Here is a 15,995-nt window from a genome sequence, read left to right on the forward strand (position 1 = left end):
TATTGTATATCAGTTAAATACGTACTTATTTCCATTGAAATATCATTATGTCTCACGGTACAAAATAGACCATGAATTTATCTGAAAAGCAGACCAGACGTCCCAGAAAAGCCTATCTTGATGCAAAGAAACGGCTGCTGGAGATGCTTCATTCACCGGAGTTTAATAGCGGTGATCAGATCCCCGCCGAACGGGAATTGAGCCATCAATTTTCCATCAGCCGTATGACGGTGCGGAAAATCATCGCTGAACTGGTGGAAGACGGCGTGCTTGAACGACGCGGCAATCAGGGAACCTGGCTGATGAAAACCGCTATTGAACGGCCATTGTTGCCGGTGCCGGAATTGGGGATCAGTAAAATCATTGAGCTTAATGGCGCCGTTCCCAGTAGCCAGCTCATCTATTTCCGTTATTCTCAGGCCAGCGCCCGTATCGCGCAAAGATTGCACATTCAGGAAAACGACCCGTTACTGATGATAAAACGCCTGCGGCTGGCTGACGGGCAACCTTTCTGTATTGAAACCAGTTATTTACCGCAAGAGCGAGTACCCGGCCTCACTGAGGCGATGCTGGAAGCCACCGGCTCGTTGTACAAGATTTTGGCGGATCAATACCAGATTTATGGCGTGATTGATGAAGGCACTATCCAGGCCGACACCATGAATGAGGAGGAGCAGTTATTATTATGCGCTAAACCTGAATGCCCGGCGCTGGTTTATCGCGGCGTGATTTATGATGGCGCCCGGCAGCCAGTGGAGTATCTGGTCTCGGTTAACCATCCGCAACGGGTGGCGTTTAAAATCAGTGGCAGCCTGGCGGGGGAACCATAATCCCGCTGTCGTGCCATGGGCCGAATCCAGGTATGACATGGTTTATCTTCGGTGTGAATCTGTGAGTGAATGAGTCAGTTTCCTTCGCGCAGGAAGTGACGTCCCTGTCATGCTTCCCTTATTTCACATCACGGCAACTTAACCGTCCGCCAGCCGCTGATAGCGAGCCAGTCGTTCTTTGGCATCCTGCTCGGTTTTGTTAAATAACTGGTCGGCGATGTCAGGATATTGCCGTTTTAGCGAGGAGTAGCGCACTTCCCCTTGCAGGAATTCCTGAAAGTCCTCTTCTGGTTCTTCCGAGTCCAGCATAAAGGGATTTTTGCCCGCGGACTGACGCAGCGGATTAAAGCGGTACAAATTCCAGTAGCCAGCGTCAACCGCGCGTTTGGTTTCTCTCTGGCTGCATCCCATACCCGCCCGCAAGCCGTGATTGATACAGGCCGCGTAAGCAATGATCAACGATGGGCCGGGATAGGCTTCGGCTTCAGCAATGGCTCGCAGTGTTTGGTCTTTGTCTGCGCCCATCGCAATTTGCGCCACGTAAACGTAGTCGTAGCTCATGGCCATCATGCCCAGATCTTTTTTACGGGTTCTTTTCCCCTCCGCCGCGAATTTTGCCATGGCGGCGGCGGGCGTGGATTTGGACGATTGACCGCCGGTATTGGAATAGACTTCGGTATCAAACACCAGCACATTGATATCTTCACCGGAAGCCAGCACATGGTCCAGTCCGCCGTAGCCGATGTCATAAGCCCAACCGTCGCCGCCAAAAATCCATTGTGAGCGTTTGGTCAGGTAATCGCGGTTCTGATAGATTTTATTGAGCAGCGGATCGTCGCTTTTCTCTTTTTCCAGCAGTGTGGACAGCTGTTCAGTACGCTCCTGCGTGCCTTCACTATGGTCTTTCAGTTCCAACCACAGATGAAGGGACCGTCTGAGCGCTTCGCTGAGTGGCAGGCTTAGGGCGGCGGTGACATCACTGGCAACCTGTTGTCGGATAGCGTTACTGCCGAGCAGCATGCCTAACCCGAATTCCGCGTTATCTTCAAACAGCGAGTTTGCCCAGGCTGGGCCTTGTCCCTTGTGGTTGGTGGTATAGGGAATGGACGGGGCGCTCGCTCCCCAGATAGACGAACATCCGGTGGCGTTGGCAATCAGCATTCTGTCGCCGAATAATTGGGTGATCAGGCGGGCATAGGGGGTTTCGCCACATCCGGCACAGGCACCGGAAAACTCCAGCAGGGGTTGTTCAAACTGACTGCCTTTTACCGTCGTCTTTTTGAATGGGTTGGCTTTGGGTGACAATGTGAGCGCGTGTTCCCACAGTGCAATCTGATGCTGTTGCGACGCCAGCGGTTGCATAGTCAACGCTTTACCTTTCGACGGGCAGATATCCACACAGTTGCCACAGCCAGAGCAATCCAGTGGTGAAATAGCGAGATGATAATGCAGGGTTTTGGCGCCAGTCGCTGGTTTCGTGGTGAGTCCGGCGGGGGCCGTTTGCCACTCCTCCTCACTCAATAATGCCGGGCGGATAGCAGCATGCGGGCAGATAAACGCACATTGGTTACACTGGGTACAACCATCGGACTGCCATTGCGGCACATTGATGGCAATGCCTCGTTTCTCAAATGCGGATGTCCCGACCGGGAAGGTGCCGTCTTCCATATTGCTAAAAGCACTGACCGGCAGCAGATCGCCCTCCTGACGGTTCATTGGTTCCAGAATCTGCTGAATAAAATCAGGTACGGCGCGTTTTGCCACGGTTTCTTCGTCCAGGGTTTTCCAGTGATCGGGAACATTGAACTGTACGGGTGCCAGCATTCCCTGATCGATAGCGGCGTTATTCATTTCCACCACTTTCTGACCTTTATTGCCGTAGGATTTGGCCACTGCGCCTTTCAGGTAATCTGCCGCCGTCGCCGCCGGAATAATATCAGCCAGTTTAAAGAAGGCGGCTTGCATGATCATATTAAAGCGGCCTCCCAACCCCAGCTGTCGGGCAATCTGTACCGCGTTGACCAGGTAAAATCGAATGGCGTTATTGGCGAGGTAACGTTTCATGGCCACCGGCAATTTTTCTTCCAGCTCCGCCGGTTCCAGCGTGCAGTTCAGCAAAAAGGTGCCACCCGGTTTTAATCCCGCCAACAGATCATATTTGTTGACGTAGGATTGCTGCGAACAGGAAATAAAATCTGCTTTCTGAATCAGATAGGGTGAGGTGATCGGCTGCTGACCGAAACGCAGATGTGAAACGGTAATGCCGCCTGATTTCTTGGAATCGTAGGAGAAATAGGCTTGCGCATACATGGTGGTTTGATCGCCGATGATTTTTATCGCGCTTTTATTGGCCCCGACCGTACCGTCGGATCCCAGTCCCCAGAATTTACAGGCGGTGGTACCCGGCAGCGCGGTATCAATATCCTCGGCAGGATAAGGCAGGGACGTATAGGTAACGTCGTCTATGATACCGACAGTGAAACCATCTTTGGGCTCGACCCGTTTGAGGTTGTCGAAAACCGAAACGATCTGTGATGGGAAAATATCTTTCCCGCCCAGTGCGTAGCGTCCACCAACGATCAATGGCCGTTGCTCATGGTTATAGAACGCGTTCTTCACATCCAGATACAACGGCTCGGCCAGGGCACCGGGCTCTTTGGTGCGATCCAGTACGGCGATGCGGGTGACGGTAGCGGGAATGTATTTAAAAAAATGCACCAGGGAAAAGGGGCGGTAGAGATGGACTGTCAGCAAGCCGACTTTTTCACCGCGCCGATTGAGGTAATCGACGGTTTCCTGAATGGTTTCACACACCGATCCCATCGCGACAATTAAACGGTCGGCATCGGGTGCGCCGTAATAATTGAACAGATGATACTCTCTGCCGGTCAGCCGGGTGATTTCGGCCATATAGTGTTCCACCACTTCTGGTAGGGCGTCGTAAAACCGGTTGCTAGATTCCCGTTCCTGAAAATAGATATCCGGGTTTTGTGCCGTTCCTCTGACCACCGGATGATCCGGATGTAGAGCGTTTCTTCTGAACTGATCAACCGCCTGCCAATCAAGCAATTTCCCCAGCTCGTCATACTCCAGTAGCTCAATCTTCTGGATTTCATGGGACGTTCTGAAACCATCGAAGAAATTGATAAACGGGATGCGCCCTTTGATGGCGGCCAGATGTGCTACCGCAGCCAGATCCATCACCTGCTGTACGCTACTTTCCGCCAGCATGGCGCAGCCGGTTTGTCGTACCGCCATCACATCCTGCTGGTCGCCAAAAATATTCAGCGAGTTGGTAGCCAGCGCGCGGGCGCTGACGTGAAATACCGCCGGCAGTAATTCCCCGGCGATTTTGTAGATGTTGGGGATCATCAACAGCAACCCTTGTGACGCGGTATAGGTAGTGGTGAGCGCGCCGGCTTGTAAAGCACCGTGTACTGCCCCAGCAGCACCGGCTTCCGACTGCATTTCCACCATTTTTACCGGTTGGCCGAACAGATTTTGTTTCCCTTGCGCGGCCCATTCATCCACATTTTCAGCCATTGGGGTGGACGGCGTGATGGGATAGATGGCGGCGACCTCGGTAAAGGCATAGGACACATAGGCTGCCGCGGCGTTGCCATCCATCGTTTTCATTTTTCTTGCCATTAACAGTTCCTCTTTACGGTGTACTGAACCCGCTATTGGTGTCGTCACCTTACGGATACACAGCCCTGAGTTCTGATTAAGCACACCCTGTGCCATTTGTAAGGCGAGAAAATAATGTCTTGTTTTCTATCTGATTATTCTGACTATCTCGGCAGGGATAGCGGTATGGATGTGGTCGCGATTGGATGATTCAAGACACTGGGCGCGACATCCTGTCGGGCAGTTAACAATCGTGTCGGGGTTTAACATGACCATTATTCCGATGCTCCTGTCGTTATTTCTTTGTTCTCTCCGCCACTCTTGTGTTCTTACCGTCATTCCCGTGTCAACGGGAATTCATGCCGGGGGGACTTCGGCTGATGGATTCCCCTATTTTTGCCAGTTTGAGACGGTGGCGTGTTGTCTCGCGGATTGTTCCCTTTCCAACAATTGGTCTGTCGATTGTCTTGTGTCCGTCTTGTCCATGGTGATGGTTTTTTAATTAATTTCTTATAAATCAACAAACTATTATTTTTGGCCCGTCTGGTACGTTCCCTGCACTTCTTTAGGGTGCAACAAGCATTCAACCCGAATAGGAGAAACAATTATGGCAATGCGTCAATGTGCCATTTATGGCAAAGGTGGTATCGGTAAATCCACCACTACTCAGAATCTGGTCGCCGCTCTGGCGGAAATGGAAAAGAAAGTCATGATTGTCGGCTGTGACCCCAAAGCTGACTCCACCCGATTGATCCTCCACGCCAAGGCTCAGAACACCATTATGGAAATGGCGGCGGAAGTCGGTTCGGTAGAAGATCTGGAACTGGAAGATGTACTACAGATCGGCTACGGCGGTGTTCGTTGTGCTGAATCCGGTGGTCCGGAGCCTGGTGTTGGTTGCGCTGGTCGCGGCGTTATCACCGCGATCAACTTTCTGGAAGAGGAGGGCGCCTACGGCGGGGAACTCGATTTTGTGTTCTACGACGTACTGGGCGACGTGGTATGTGGTGGGTTCGCCATGCCGATTCGTGAAAACAAGGCGCAGGAAATCTATATCGTCTGCTCTGGTGAAATGATGGCGATGTACGCCGCCAATAACATTTCCAAAGGTATCGTGAAATATGCCAAATCCGGCAAAGTACGGTTGGGTGGGCTGATCTGTAATTCTCGTCAGACTGACCGGGAAGATGAACTGATCATCGCGCTGGCGGAAAAACTGGGTACGCAGATGATCCATTTTGTGCCCCGCGACAACATCGTACAGCGTGCTGAAATTCGCCGGATGACGGTTATCGAGTATGACCCGACCTGTAGCCAGGCCAATGAATACCGCACGCTGGCGAACAAAATCGTCAATAACACCAACATGGTGGTGCCGACGCCAGTAACGATGGATGAGCTGGAAGCGCTGTTAATGGAGTTCGGCATTATGGAAGAAGAAGATACCGAGATCATTGGCAAAACTGCCGCGGAAGAAAAAGCCGCCTGATTAAGCACGACGACGTACCGGCACATCGGCGTGTGTGCTGGTGTGTGCTTTTCTGACGAGGAAGGAATGTGTAATGACAAACGCAACGAGTGAACAAAATCAGGCGATTATTCAGGAAGTGTTAGAAATCTTCCCTGAAAAGGCGCGTAAAGATCGTAAAAAGCACACGATGGTCACTGAACCGGGTATGGAAAGCGTGGGGAGCTGTATCGTTTCCAACCGCAAATCTCAACCGGGAGTGATGACGGTTCGCGGTTGCGCTTATGCCGGCTCCAAAGGCGTGGTGTTCGGCCCGATCAAAGACATCGCGCATATTTCCCACGGGCCGGTTGGCTGTGGTCAATATTCACGTGCCGGACGGCGTAATTACTACACCGGCACCAGTGGAGTTGACACGTTCGGGACTATCAATTTTACCTCTGATTTTCAGGAGCGCGACATCGTGTTCGGTGGCGACAAGAAGCTCGCCAAACTGATTGAGGAACTGGAACTGTTGTTCCCGCTGACCAAAGGCATTTCTATTCAGTCGGAATGTCCGGTCGGCCTGATTGGTGATGACATTGAAGCGGTCGCCAAGGCCAGTCGACAGACACTGGGAAAACCGGTTATCCCGGTGCGTTGTGAAGGCTTTCGCGGGGTATCGCAGTCACTGGGGCACCATATTGCCAATGATGCGATTCGAGATTGGGTGTTGGATAACCGTGAAGGTAAACCCTTTGAATCCACACCGTATGACGTGGCCATTATTGGTGACTACAACATTGGCGGTGACGCCTGGGCATCGCGCATTTTGATCGAGGAAATGGGGCTGCGGGTGGTCGCGCAGTGGGCGGGTGACGGTACGTTGGTGGAAATGGAAAACACGCCGAAGGTGAAGATGAACCTGGTGCACTGCTACCGCTCGATGAATTACATCTCCCGTCATATGGAAGAGAAGCACGGTATTCCGTGGATGGAATACAACTTCTTCGGGCCGACTAAAATCGCCGAATCGTTGCGTAAGATCGCCGCGCATTTCGATGACACTATTCGTCAGAATGCCGAGGCGGTGATTGCCCGCCATCAGGCTCGGGCGGATGCGATCATTCAGAAATATCGTCCGCGGCTGGAAGGTCGCAACGTGTTGTTGTATCTCGGCGGTCTGCGTCCCAGACATGTCATTGGCGCCTATGAAGATCTCGGCATGGAAATCATCGGCACCGGCTACGAGTTCGGCCATAGCGATGATTACGACCGTACCCTGCCGGAACTGAAGGAAGGCACGTTGCTGTTTGATGACGCCAGCAGTTATGAGCTGGAAGCGTTTGTCAAAGCATTGAAGCCTGACCTGGTTGGCTCCGGCATCAAAGAGAAATATATCTTTCAGAAAATGGGGGTGCCGTTCCGCCAGATGCACTCCTGGGATTACTCCGGCCCGTATCACGGCTATGACGGTTTTGCCGTTTTCGCTCGTGATATGGATATGACGCTCAACAATCCGAGTTGGAGTGAGCTGACTGCGCCGTGGCTGAAATCTGCCTGATTAACATCCTGATACCCCGTTAGTTCACCGATTAGTGGCGCGGGAGGAGAAGAACATGAGTCAAACCGTTGAGAATCCCCAACCCTGCTATCCGTTATTTGAGCAGGAAGAGTACCAGGCGCTGTTTCGTAATAAACGCCATCTGGAAGAGGGCCATGATGAGCAGCGTGTCCGCGAGGTATTTGAGTGGACCACCACTGAAGAGTACAAAGAACTGAATTTCAAGCGCGAAGCGCTAACCATCGACCCGGCCAAGGCGTGTCAGCCGTTAGGTGCGGTGCTGTGTTCGCTGGGGTTTGCCAATACGTTACCGTATGTGCATGGCTCGCAAGGCTGTGTGGCGTACTTTCGTACTTACTTTAACCGGCATTTTAAAGAACCGGTGGCCTGCGTTTCCGATTCCATGACTGAAGATGCGGCAGTATTTGGTGGCAACAAGAACATGAATACCGGGCTGGAAAACGCCAGTGCGTTATACAAACCGGAAGTGATCGCCGTTTCCACCACCTGTATGGCGGAGGTTATTGGTGATGATTTACAGGCGTTTATCGCCAATGCGAAAAAGGATGGTTTTGTTGATGCCGACATGCCGATTCCCTATGCACACACACCGAGTTTCATTGGTAGTCACGTTACCGGTTGGGACAACATGTTTGAAGGTTTTGCCCGTACCTTCACCGGTGGTGAAGGAAAACAATATCAGCCGGGCAGTCAGCAACGGCTGAATGTGGTCACCGGGTTTGAAACCTACCTCGGCAATTATCGGGTGATTAAACGCATGATGGCGCAAATGGAGGTGCCGTGCAGCCTATTGTCAGATCCGTCTGACGTACTGGATACCCCGGCGGATGGACACTATCGCATGTATGCCGGCGGTACGACTCAACAGGAGATGCGCGAGGCCCCCAACGCTATTGATACCCTGTTGTTACAACCGTGGCAACTGGCCAAAACCAAGAAAGTGGTGCAGGAAAACTGGCAGCAGCCGGCGACTGAAGTAGCGGTGCCGATCGGTCTGGCGGCGACGGATAAGCTGTTGATGACGATCAGCGAACTGACCGGCAAGCCGATTGCAGACGAACTGACGCTGGAACGCGGACGGCTGGTGGACATGATGCTGGATTCCCACACCTGGCTACATGGCAAGCGTTTCGGATTGTATGGCGATCCAGATTTTGTCATGGGACTGACGCGGTTTTTGCTGGAATTAGGTTGTGAACCAACCGTTATCCTGTGCCATAACGGCAACAAACGCTGGCAGAAGGCGATGAAGAAAATGCTGGCGGACTCCCCTTACGGCCAGGACAGTGAAGTGTATGTCGGCTGCGATCTGTGGCATTTCCGCTCGCTGATGTTTACCAATAAACCGGATTTCATGATCGGCAATTCCTACGGTAAGTTTATCCAGCGCGATACGTTGGCGAAGGGCGAGCAGTTTGAAGTGCCGTTGATCCGTCTCGGTTTCCCGCTGTTTGATCGTCACCATCTGCACCGTCAGACTACCTGGGGCTATGAAGGTGCAATGTCGATCCTGACGACATTGGTGAACGCGGTACTGGAGAAGCTGGATCGGGAAACCATGAAATTGGGTAAAACTGATTACAACTTTGACCTTATCCGTTGATAACCCCCTCACAACTCCCCTGGAGAGGAGAAGAGCCTTCATAGAGCGCTGGAGGTTTTTTCCCTCCCCTGGTGAAGAGGAGCGTCAGGGAGAAGAGTCAGGCACTACTGCTTGATAATTATCTGAAATCCAAAACCCGGCGGCGCCCGGGTCATTGTCTGCTGCAAAGGAGGACCCAATGCCAATAGTGATTTTGCGTGAGTGTAATGAGCACCTCTATTGCTACATCGCCAAGCTGGATCTGGAAGCCAAAGTGACAGGTATGGAGTTTGATCGGCACGATTATTGGGGGGGCCGTGTCGAGCTGGAAGGTGGAAAGGCCTATTACATCAGCCCGCAAGCGGGTAAACCGGCATTTCCGGTCAGCCTGCGGGCGACCCGATCCGAACCCTGACAGGAGAAGAGGATGATATCTAAAGACGATATACTGTTCTGGCGGTTGTTTGCGTTAATCCAGTACATGCCGGAGTTGACCCCAGCGCAGTTGTTGAACTGGCTTTGTCAGGAAAGCGATGCCGGGTTGGATCTGGAGCAATTACAGTCGCTGTCTCTGGGAGAGCTTGAAGCGCGTTTCCCCGGCGATGTATCCATCATGACCCTTAATCGCTGGCAACAGGTGATGAATTGTCTGAACGGTGAATTACCGGAACACTTGTCGGTAGAACCCCGTCATCTGATGTCGAACCATTTGCTGGTGGCTTTTGCCTCGCAGGATGGCCTGACTATTAATGGTCATTTTGGCCAGTGCCGGTTATTTTTTATTTACGCGTTTGAAGGGGAATATTCCTGGTTGTACGCGCTGCGCCGTTATCCTGGCGAATCACCGGATCAGGAAGGCAACGACGTTCGCGCTGACCTGCTGAAGGATTGCCATCTGCTGTTCTGCGAAGCGATTGGTGGCCCGGCCGCCGCCCGGATCATCCGCCACAATATCCATCCGGTGAAGGTCACGCCCGGCACCAGCATCTCGTCTCAGCGCGAGATGTTGCAAACCATGCTGGCTGGCGATTTACCCCCCTGGCTGGCCAAACGGTTGGGGAAAGACAACCCGTTGGATAATCGGGTGTTTTGATCGCGACCTGACGCTTTGTCATGCCCGTGCCGGCGGGCATTCACCGGCTTACGCCAATGATAAGGCATCGATCTCAGCATGTTCTGTATTCTGTCCCTTTCCCCGCGTTCGATTTTCTCCCGATGTTTCCCCGCTGCCTGATGGCGTGAATAGGCGTCGTTACGCCAATTGTCCGCTTTGTCAGAAAACCGACATCCTTATTCTCTTAAAAATCAACCAATAACATCTGGCCTGCGATTTGCAGTGTCCTGGTAGTGGCAACTTACAGGATGAGGCTGAGATGAAGGGGAATGAAATACTGGCGTTACTCGACGAACCGGCTTGTGAACATAACCATAAGCAAAAGTCGGGATGCAGTGCGCCAAAACCTGGAGCGACGGCGGGAGGCTGCGCCTTTGACGGTGCGCAAATTACGCTGTTGCCATTGGCGGATGTCGCCCATCTGGTGCATGGCCCTATCGGCTGTACCGGCAGTTCCTGGGATAACCGTGGTAGTCGGAGTTCCGGCCCGACGCTTAATCGGCTGGGATTCACCACCGATCTTAACGAGCAGGATGTGATCATGGGGCGTGGTGAGCGGCGGTTGTTTCATGCTGTGCGACATATTGTCAGCCACTATAAGCCGGCGGCGGTGTTTATCTACAACACCTGTGTACCGGCGATGGAAGGGGATGATATTGAAGCGGTATGTCGTGCGGCCGAGGTCGCGGTGGGGGTGCCGGTCATCGCTATTGACGCGGCGGGTTTTTATGGCAGTAAAAACCTCGGCAACCGTATTGCCGGGGAAGTGATGGTCAAAAAGGTCATTGGGCAGCGCGACCCGGCGCCCTGGCCGGAAGATTATCCTCTGGCGGTGGAGCATCGACACAATATCGGTTTAATTGGTGAATTCAATATTGCCGGGGAGTTCTGGAACGTATTACCGCTGCTGGATGAATTGGGTATCCGCGTGCTGGGCAATTTGTCTGGCGATGGGCGTTTTGCCGAGATCCAGACCATGCATCATGCCGAGGTGAATATGGTGGTGTGTTCGCGGGCGTTGATTAATGTCGCCAGAATGCTGGAACAGCGTTACCACATCCCGTGGTTCGAGGGCAGTTTTTATGGGGTACGGGCCATGTCAGAGGCGCTGCGTGCGCTGGTGACGCTGATCGGGGATGAGGATTTGATACAGCGCACGGAGGCGATGATCGCCCGCGAGGAAGCGGTCGCCGAACAGGCGCTGGCACCGTACCGTGAGCGTTTGCGCGGTCGGAAAGTGCTGTTGTATACCGGCGGTGTGAAATCCTGGTCGGTGGTTTCCGCATTGCAGGATTTAGGCATGACCGTGGTGGCAACCGGAACGCGTAAATCTACTGAAGAAGACAAGCAGCGCATTCGCGAATTGATGGGGGAGGATGCACTGATGCTGGATGAGGGTAATGCCCGAACCTTGTTGGATGTGGTGTATCGCTATGGTGCCGACATCATGATTGCCGGTGGCCGTAACATGTACACCGCGTACAAGGCACGGCTGCCGTTCCTCGATATCAATCAGGAGCGTGAGCATGCGTTTGCGGGCTACCGGGGCATCGTTACGTTGGCAGAGCAACTCTGTCTGACGCTGGAAAGTCCGGTTTGGCAGCAGTCTCATCAGAGTGCCCCCTGGCATTAAGGAGAACAGTATGGCGCAGATTATTCGCAATAAAAAACCCTTAGCCACCAGCCCGATCAAAAGCGGACAGCCACTGGGGGCGATCCTGGCCAGCCTGGGGATTGAACAGAGTATCCCGCTGGTTCATGGCGCACAGGGGTGTAGTGCGTTCGCCAAAGTGTTTTTTATTCAGCATTTTCACGAGCCGGTTCCGTTGCAATCCACTGCGATGGACCCGACTACCACCATCATGGGTGCCGATGGCAACATTTTCACCGCGCTTTCCACGTTGTGCCAGCGTAATGCACCGAAGGCGATCGTGATTGTGAGCACGGGTCTGTCTGAAGCGCAGGGCAGCGATCTGTCCCGGGCGGTGCGTCAGTTTCGTGATGATTTTCCCCGTTTTAAGGCGGTGGCGATCCTGACGGTCAACACGCCGGATTTCTATGGTTCGCTGGAAAATGGCTTCAGTGCGGTGGTGGAAAGCGTGATCCAACAATGGGTGCCGGAAAAGCCGCCGGTGGGGATGCGTAACAAGCGGGTCAATCTGCTGCTCAGCCATTTGATCACGCCTGGTGATGTGGAGCTGATTCGTAGCTATGTGGAAGCCTTTGGTCTACAGCCGGTGATACTGCCGGATTTGTCGTTATCATTGGATGGTCATCTGGCGGGTGGTGACTTTCATGCTGTGACTCAAGGGGGAACATCGCTGCGCAACATCGAACAGATGGGACAAAGCCAGAGCACCATTACCCTCGGTGGGTCGCTGCATCGTGCGTCTAATCTGATGGCGATGCGCAGTCGTGGATTGTCGCTGAATCTGCCGCACCTGATGACGATGGAGAATGTGGATCGGTTTATTCATCATCTGCAACAGCTGTCCGGGCGTGATGTGCCAGGCTGGATTGAACGTCAGCGCGGGCAATTGCAGGATGCGATGATTGACTGCCACATGTGGTTACAGGGACGACGGCTGGCACTGGCGACGGAAGGCGATTTACTGATGTCATGGTGTGACTTTGCTATCAGTCAGGGAATGATACCGACACATCTGCTGGCACCGGTTAATCAGCAGAGCCTGGCGACGCTACCGGTGGAGCAGGTGGTGATTGGCGATCTGGAGGATTTGCAGGCCATGTTGCGCCTGACGCCGACGGATATGCTGGTGGCGAACTCTCACGCGGTAGATGTAGCGGAGCAGTTTGGTATTCCGCTGATTCGTGCCGGCTTTCCGATTTTTGATCGCCTGGGAGAATTTCGCCGTCAGCGTCAAGGGTATGCCGGTATGCGCGATACCCTGTTCGAGCTGGCGAATTCGATGCAGGAACGTCATCACCAGCAGCCGGTTTATCACTCGCCGCTGAAGCAGCATTTTCCTCCGGTGCAGATGCGGGAGGCGCATCATGCATCATGTTAATCGTCATCTCAGTACCATCAGCGCCGCCGTGTGGTCGATGAAGGTCGCTTTCGCCAGTTCTGATTATCACCATGTGGATCAGCATTTTGGCGCCACGCCACGGCTGGTGATTTATGGCGTCAAGGAAGATCAGGTCACACTGCTGAAAGTGGTGGATTTCAACGTGCAGTACGGTCATCAGGAAGACAAGTTGACCTGTCGGATTGATGCGCTGGAAGATTGTGTGACGCTGTACTGTGTGGCGATTGGCGATACGGTGTTCCGCCAGTTATTGCAGGTTGGTGTACGTGCGGTACGGGTGCCGGCGGATACGTCGATTGCGATGCTGTTGCAGCAAATTCAGCAATGCTGGAAGCCGATGGAGCAAATGACAACACGACGACAGCGCGATCCCGATCGTTTCGAGCAGTTAATGGCGGAAAGGGAATGGCACGAGGAGGATGATGCGGGTTAATCCTGGCTTGTATGGGGTAATGCACTCTGCTTGCGTCGACGTGACCTGACAGAATGTCATTTCTGTGACAAAGCTTACATAAACCACGACATTTTCGTGGTTTTTTTTTGGCTACATTCCCCTATCTCATTGATATACCTCCTTTTGTGTGACTGGCATCACATTTGCTCTGTTTTTACTATCCAGACCATAAGACAAGCGCCGTTGAGGATGAGCGATAGCAACCATCTTTCGCGTCTCAACCAATTCAGTAGGGAGCAGAGAATGTGGAACTATTCTGAGAAAGTGAAAGATCATTTTTTTAATCCACGCAACGCCAAAGTGGTACCGGAAGCCAATGCCGTGGGTGATGTGGGTTCCCTGAGCTGTGGGGATGCGCTGCGCTTGATGCTGCGAGTGGATCCTGACAGTGAAATCATTCTGGATGCCGGTTTTCAAACCTTCGGTTGTGGCAGCGCCATCGCCTCCTCTTCCGCGCTGACTGAACTGATTATCGGTCGTACGCTGCATCAGGCTGAGCAAGTGACCAATCAGCAAATTGCCGACTACCTCGATGGATTACCGCCGGAAAAAATGCACTGCTCGGTCATGGGGCAGGAGGCGTTACGTGCGGCCATTGCCAGCTATCGCGGTGAATCCCTGGAGGATGACCACGAAGAGGGTGCGCTGATCTGCAAATGCTTTGCCGTCGATGAAGGGCAGATTCGGCGTGCGGTGGTGACCAACGGCCTGACCACGTTGGAAGAGATTATCAATTACACCAAGGCGGGCGGCGGTTGTACGTCCTGTCATGAAAAAATCGAGCTGGCGTTGGCGCAGATCCTGCGTGAACAGCCAGTGGCGGCGGCAACGGCACCTTGTCCCAAAAATGAAAACTGGCAATCCGTGGCTGAGGTAGTGGCTGAACTGCGTCCTCACATTCAGGCGGATGGCGGTGATATGTCGCTGGTCAATGTCAGTGAGCAACAGGTAACGGTGGCGCTTTCCGGTAGTTGCAGTGGCTGCATGATGACCGACATGACGCTGGCCTGGTTACAGCAAAAACTGGTTGAACGCGTTGGGCGCTACATGGAAGTGGTGGTGGCGTAACTTTTTCTGTGATGAGGAGCAGGTAATGAAAAACGTGTATCTGGATAACAATGCCACCACCCGTATCGACCCGATGGTGCTGGAGGCGATGCTACCGTTCCTGAGTGATTACTATGGCAATCCCTCGTCCATTCATGATTTTGGTGTGCCCAGTCGCGGAGGAATGGAGCGGGCACGTCAGCAAGTTGCCAGCCTGTTGGGTGCGCAACATGACAGCGAAATCATTTTTACGTCCGGTGCGACCGAAGCCACATCGACTGCTATTTATTCCGCGGTCACGCTGGCGCCGGAAAAACGCGAAATCATCGTTACCGCCGTGGAACATCCGGCCACTCTGGAGGTATGTGAAAACCTGGAGCGACAGGGTTATACCATTCATCGGTTGGCGGTTTCCCCTGAAGGCGCGTTGGATCTGGCGGCATATCGCCAGTTACTCAGTGGGCGCGTCGCGCTGGTCAGCGTGATGTGGGCCAACAATGAAACCGGGGTGGTCTTCCCGGTGAGAGAGATGGCCGCGTTGGCCCATGAGCACGGAGTGCTGTTTCACTGCGATGCAGTGCAGGCGGTGGGCAAAATCCCCATTGCGCTGTCAGCGACGGAAATAGACATGCTCTCCTGTTCCGCCCATAAAATTCATGGCCCGAAAGGGGTTGGTTGTCTTTATCTGCGTCGTAATACCCGCTTTCGTCCGTTGCTGCGCGGCGGTCATCAGGAGCGGGGACGTCGGGCCGGGACAGAAAATATTGCCGGTATCGTCGGTATGGGCAGCGCCTGTGAACTGGCGGAAGTGCATCAACCCATGATGGATGCCTCCATTGCTCAACTGCGGGATAAGCTGCAACACGGGCTGGAACAGGCAGTTTCCCATGTCATGGTGATGGGCGGCGATCAACCCAGAACGCCGAATACGCTGAATATTGCGTTTGAATTTATCGAAGGGGAAGCAATTTTATTGCTGCTGAATCATTGCGGTATTGCCGCGTCCAGTGGCAGCGCCTGTACGTCTGGGTCGCTGGAACCGTCGCATGTGATGCGGGCGATGAGCATTCCGTATACCGCCGCGCATGGCAGTATCCGTTTTTCGCTTTCACGTTATACCCGTGAAAAAGAGATCGATTATGTGATTGAGCAGGTACCACCGATTGTGGCTCGACTGCGAACGCTATCACCCTACTGGCAACAAGGTAAGCCAGCTGCATCTCACAGCGCCGACTTTGCACCGACTTATGGCTGAACAG

12 protein-coding genes are annotated in these 15,995 nt (G+C 53.3%); 11 read left to right on the forward strand and 1 reads right to left on the reverse strand.

Annotated elements, in window-relative coordinates; translation table 11 throughout:
* Positions 1-71 precede the first annotated feature (71 nt).
* The gene (locus CWC46_RS05315) at positions 72-830 is read left to right on the forward strand and encodes a GntR family transcriptional regulator (RefSeq protein WP_021017296.1); all 759 of its coding nucleotides are present in this window, start codon (positions 72-74) and stop codon (positions 828-830) included.
* Between the two features lie 138 nt (positions 831-968).
* Here CWC46_RS05315 and nifJ read toward each other — a convergent pair whose 3' ends face one another.
* Entirely contained in the window at positions 969-4,478 is a 3,510-nt protein-coding gene (gene nifJ / locus CWC46_RS05320) for a pyruvate:ferredoxin (flavodoxin) oxidoreductase (protein ID WP_037382416.1), read from the reverse strand.
* 586 nt (positions 4,479-5,064) lie between these two features.
* On the opposite strand from nifJ, the gene nifH reads away from it, so the two are divergent.
* The 10 genes from nifH (at position 5,065) to nifS (ending at position 15,991) form a co-directional block, all read left to right on the forward strand.
* Positions 5,065-5,946: a nitrogenase iron protein gene (nifH, locus tag CWC46_RS05325; RefSeq protein WP_021017294.1), complete on the forward strand. Its 882-nt coding sequence runs from the start codon at positions 5,065-5,067 to the stop codon at positions 5,944-5,946.
* A 73-nt stretch (positions 5,947-6,019) separates the two neighbouring features.
* Positions 6,020-7,468 carry a nitrogenase molybdenum-iron protein alpha chain gene (gene nifD / locus CWC46_RS05330; protein ID WP_021017293.1) on the forward strand — a complete coding sequence of 483 codons (1,449 nt, stop codon included), beginning with the start codon at positions 6,020-6,022 and terminating at the stop codon, positions 7,466-7,468.
* A 55-nt stretch (positions 7,469-7,523) separates the two neighbouring features.
* A complete protein-coding gene (gene nifK / locus CWC46_RS05335) occupies positions 7,524-9,092 on the forward strand; it encodes a nitrogenase molybdenum-iron protein subunit beta (RefSeq protein ID WP_021017292.1) in 1,569 nt (522 codons plus the stop codon).
* Positions 9,093-9,270: 178 nt separating this feature from the next.
* A complete protein-coding gene (locus tag CWC46_RS05340; RefSeq protein ID WP_021017291.1) occupies positions 9,271-9,486 on the forward strand; it encodes a NifT/FixU family protein in 216 nt (71 codons plus the stop codon).
* A 15-nt stretch (positions 9,487-9,501) separates the two neighbouring features.
* On the forward strand, positions 9,502-10,164 hold the full coding sequence (locus tag CWC46_RS05345) for a NifB/NifX family molybdenum-iron cluster-binding protein (RefSeq protein ID WP_037382461.1): 663 nt from the start codon (positions 9,502-9,504) through the stop codon (positions 10,162-10,164).
* Positions 10,165-10,444: 280 nt separating this feature from the next.
* Positions 10,445-11,818, forward strand: coding sequence for a nitrogenase iron-molybdenum cofactor biosynthesis protein NifE (gene nifE / locus CWC46_RS05350; RefSeq protein ID WP_021017289.1), 1,374 nt, complete (start codon positions 10,445-10,447; stop codon positions 11,816-11,818).
* A 10-nt stretch (positions 11,819-11,828) separates the two neighbouring features.
* Positions 11,829-13,214 carry a nitrogenase iron-molybdenum cofactor biosynthesis protein NifN gene (gene nifN / locus CWC46_RS05355; protein WP_021017288.1) on the forward strand — a complete coding sequence of 462 codons (1,386 nt, stop codon included), beginning with the start codon at positions 11,829-11,831 and terminating at the stop codon, positions 13,212-13,214.
* Positions 13,201-13,668, forward strand: coding sequence for a NifB/NifX family molybdenum-iron cluster-binding protein (locus CWC46_RS05360; RefSeq protein ID WP_021017287.1), 468 nt, complete (start codon positions 13,201-13,203; stop codon positions 13,666-13,668). The genes nifN and CWC46_RS05360 overlap by 14 nt, the downstream gene beginning before the upstream one ends.
* Before the next feature lie 264 nt (positions 13,669-13,932).
* Complete coding sequence (nifU, locus tag CWC46_RS05365; protein ID WP_021017286.1) at positions 13,933-14,757, forward strand: Fe-S cluster assembly protein NifU; 825 nt, start codon at positions 13,933-13,935, stop codon at positions 14,755-14,757.
* 25 nt (positions 14,758-14,782) lie between these two features.
* Positions 14,783-15,991: a cysteine desulfurase NifS gene (gene nifS / locus CWC46_RS05370; RefSeq protein ID WP_021017285.1), complete on the forward strand. Its 1,209-nt coding sequence runs from the start codon at positions 14,783-14,785 to the stop codon at positions 15,989-15,991.
* The last annotated feature ends 4 nt before the right edge of the window (positions 15,992-15,995 follow it).

It is taken from the genome of Prodigiosinella confusarubida (assembly GCF_002847015.1).
GTDB classification, from domain to species: domain Bacteria; phylum Pseudomonadota; class Gammaproteobacteria; order Enterobacterales; family Enterobacteriaceae; genus Prodigiosinella; species Prodigiosinella aquatilis.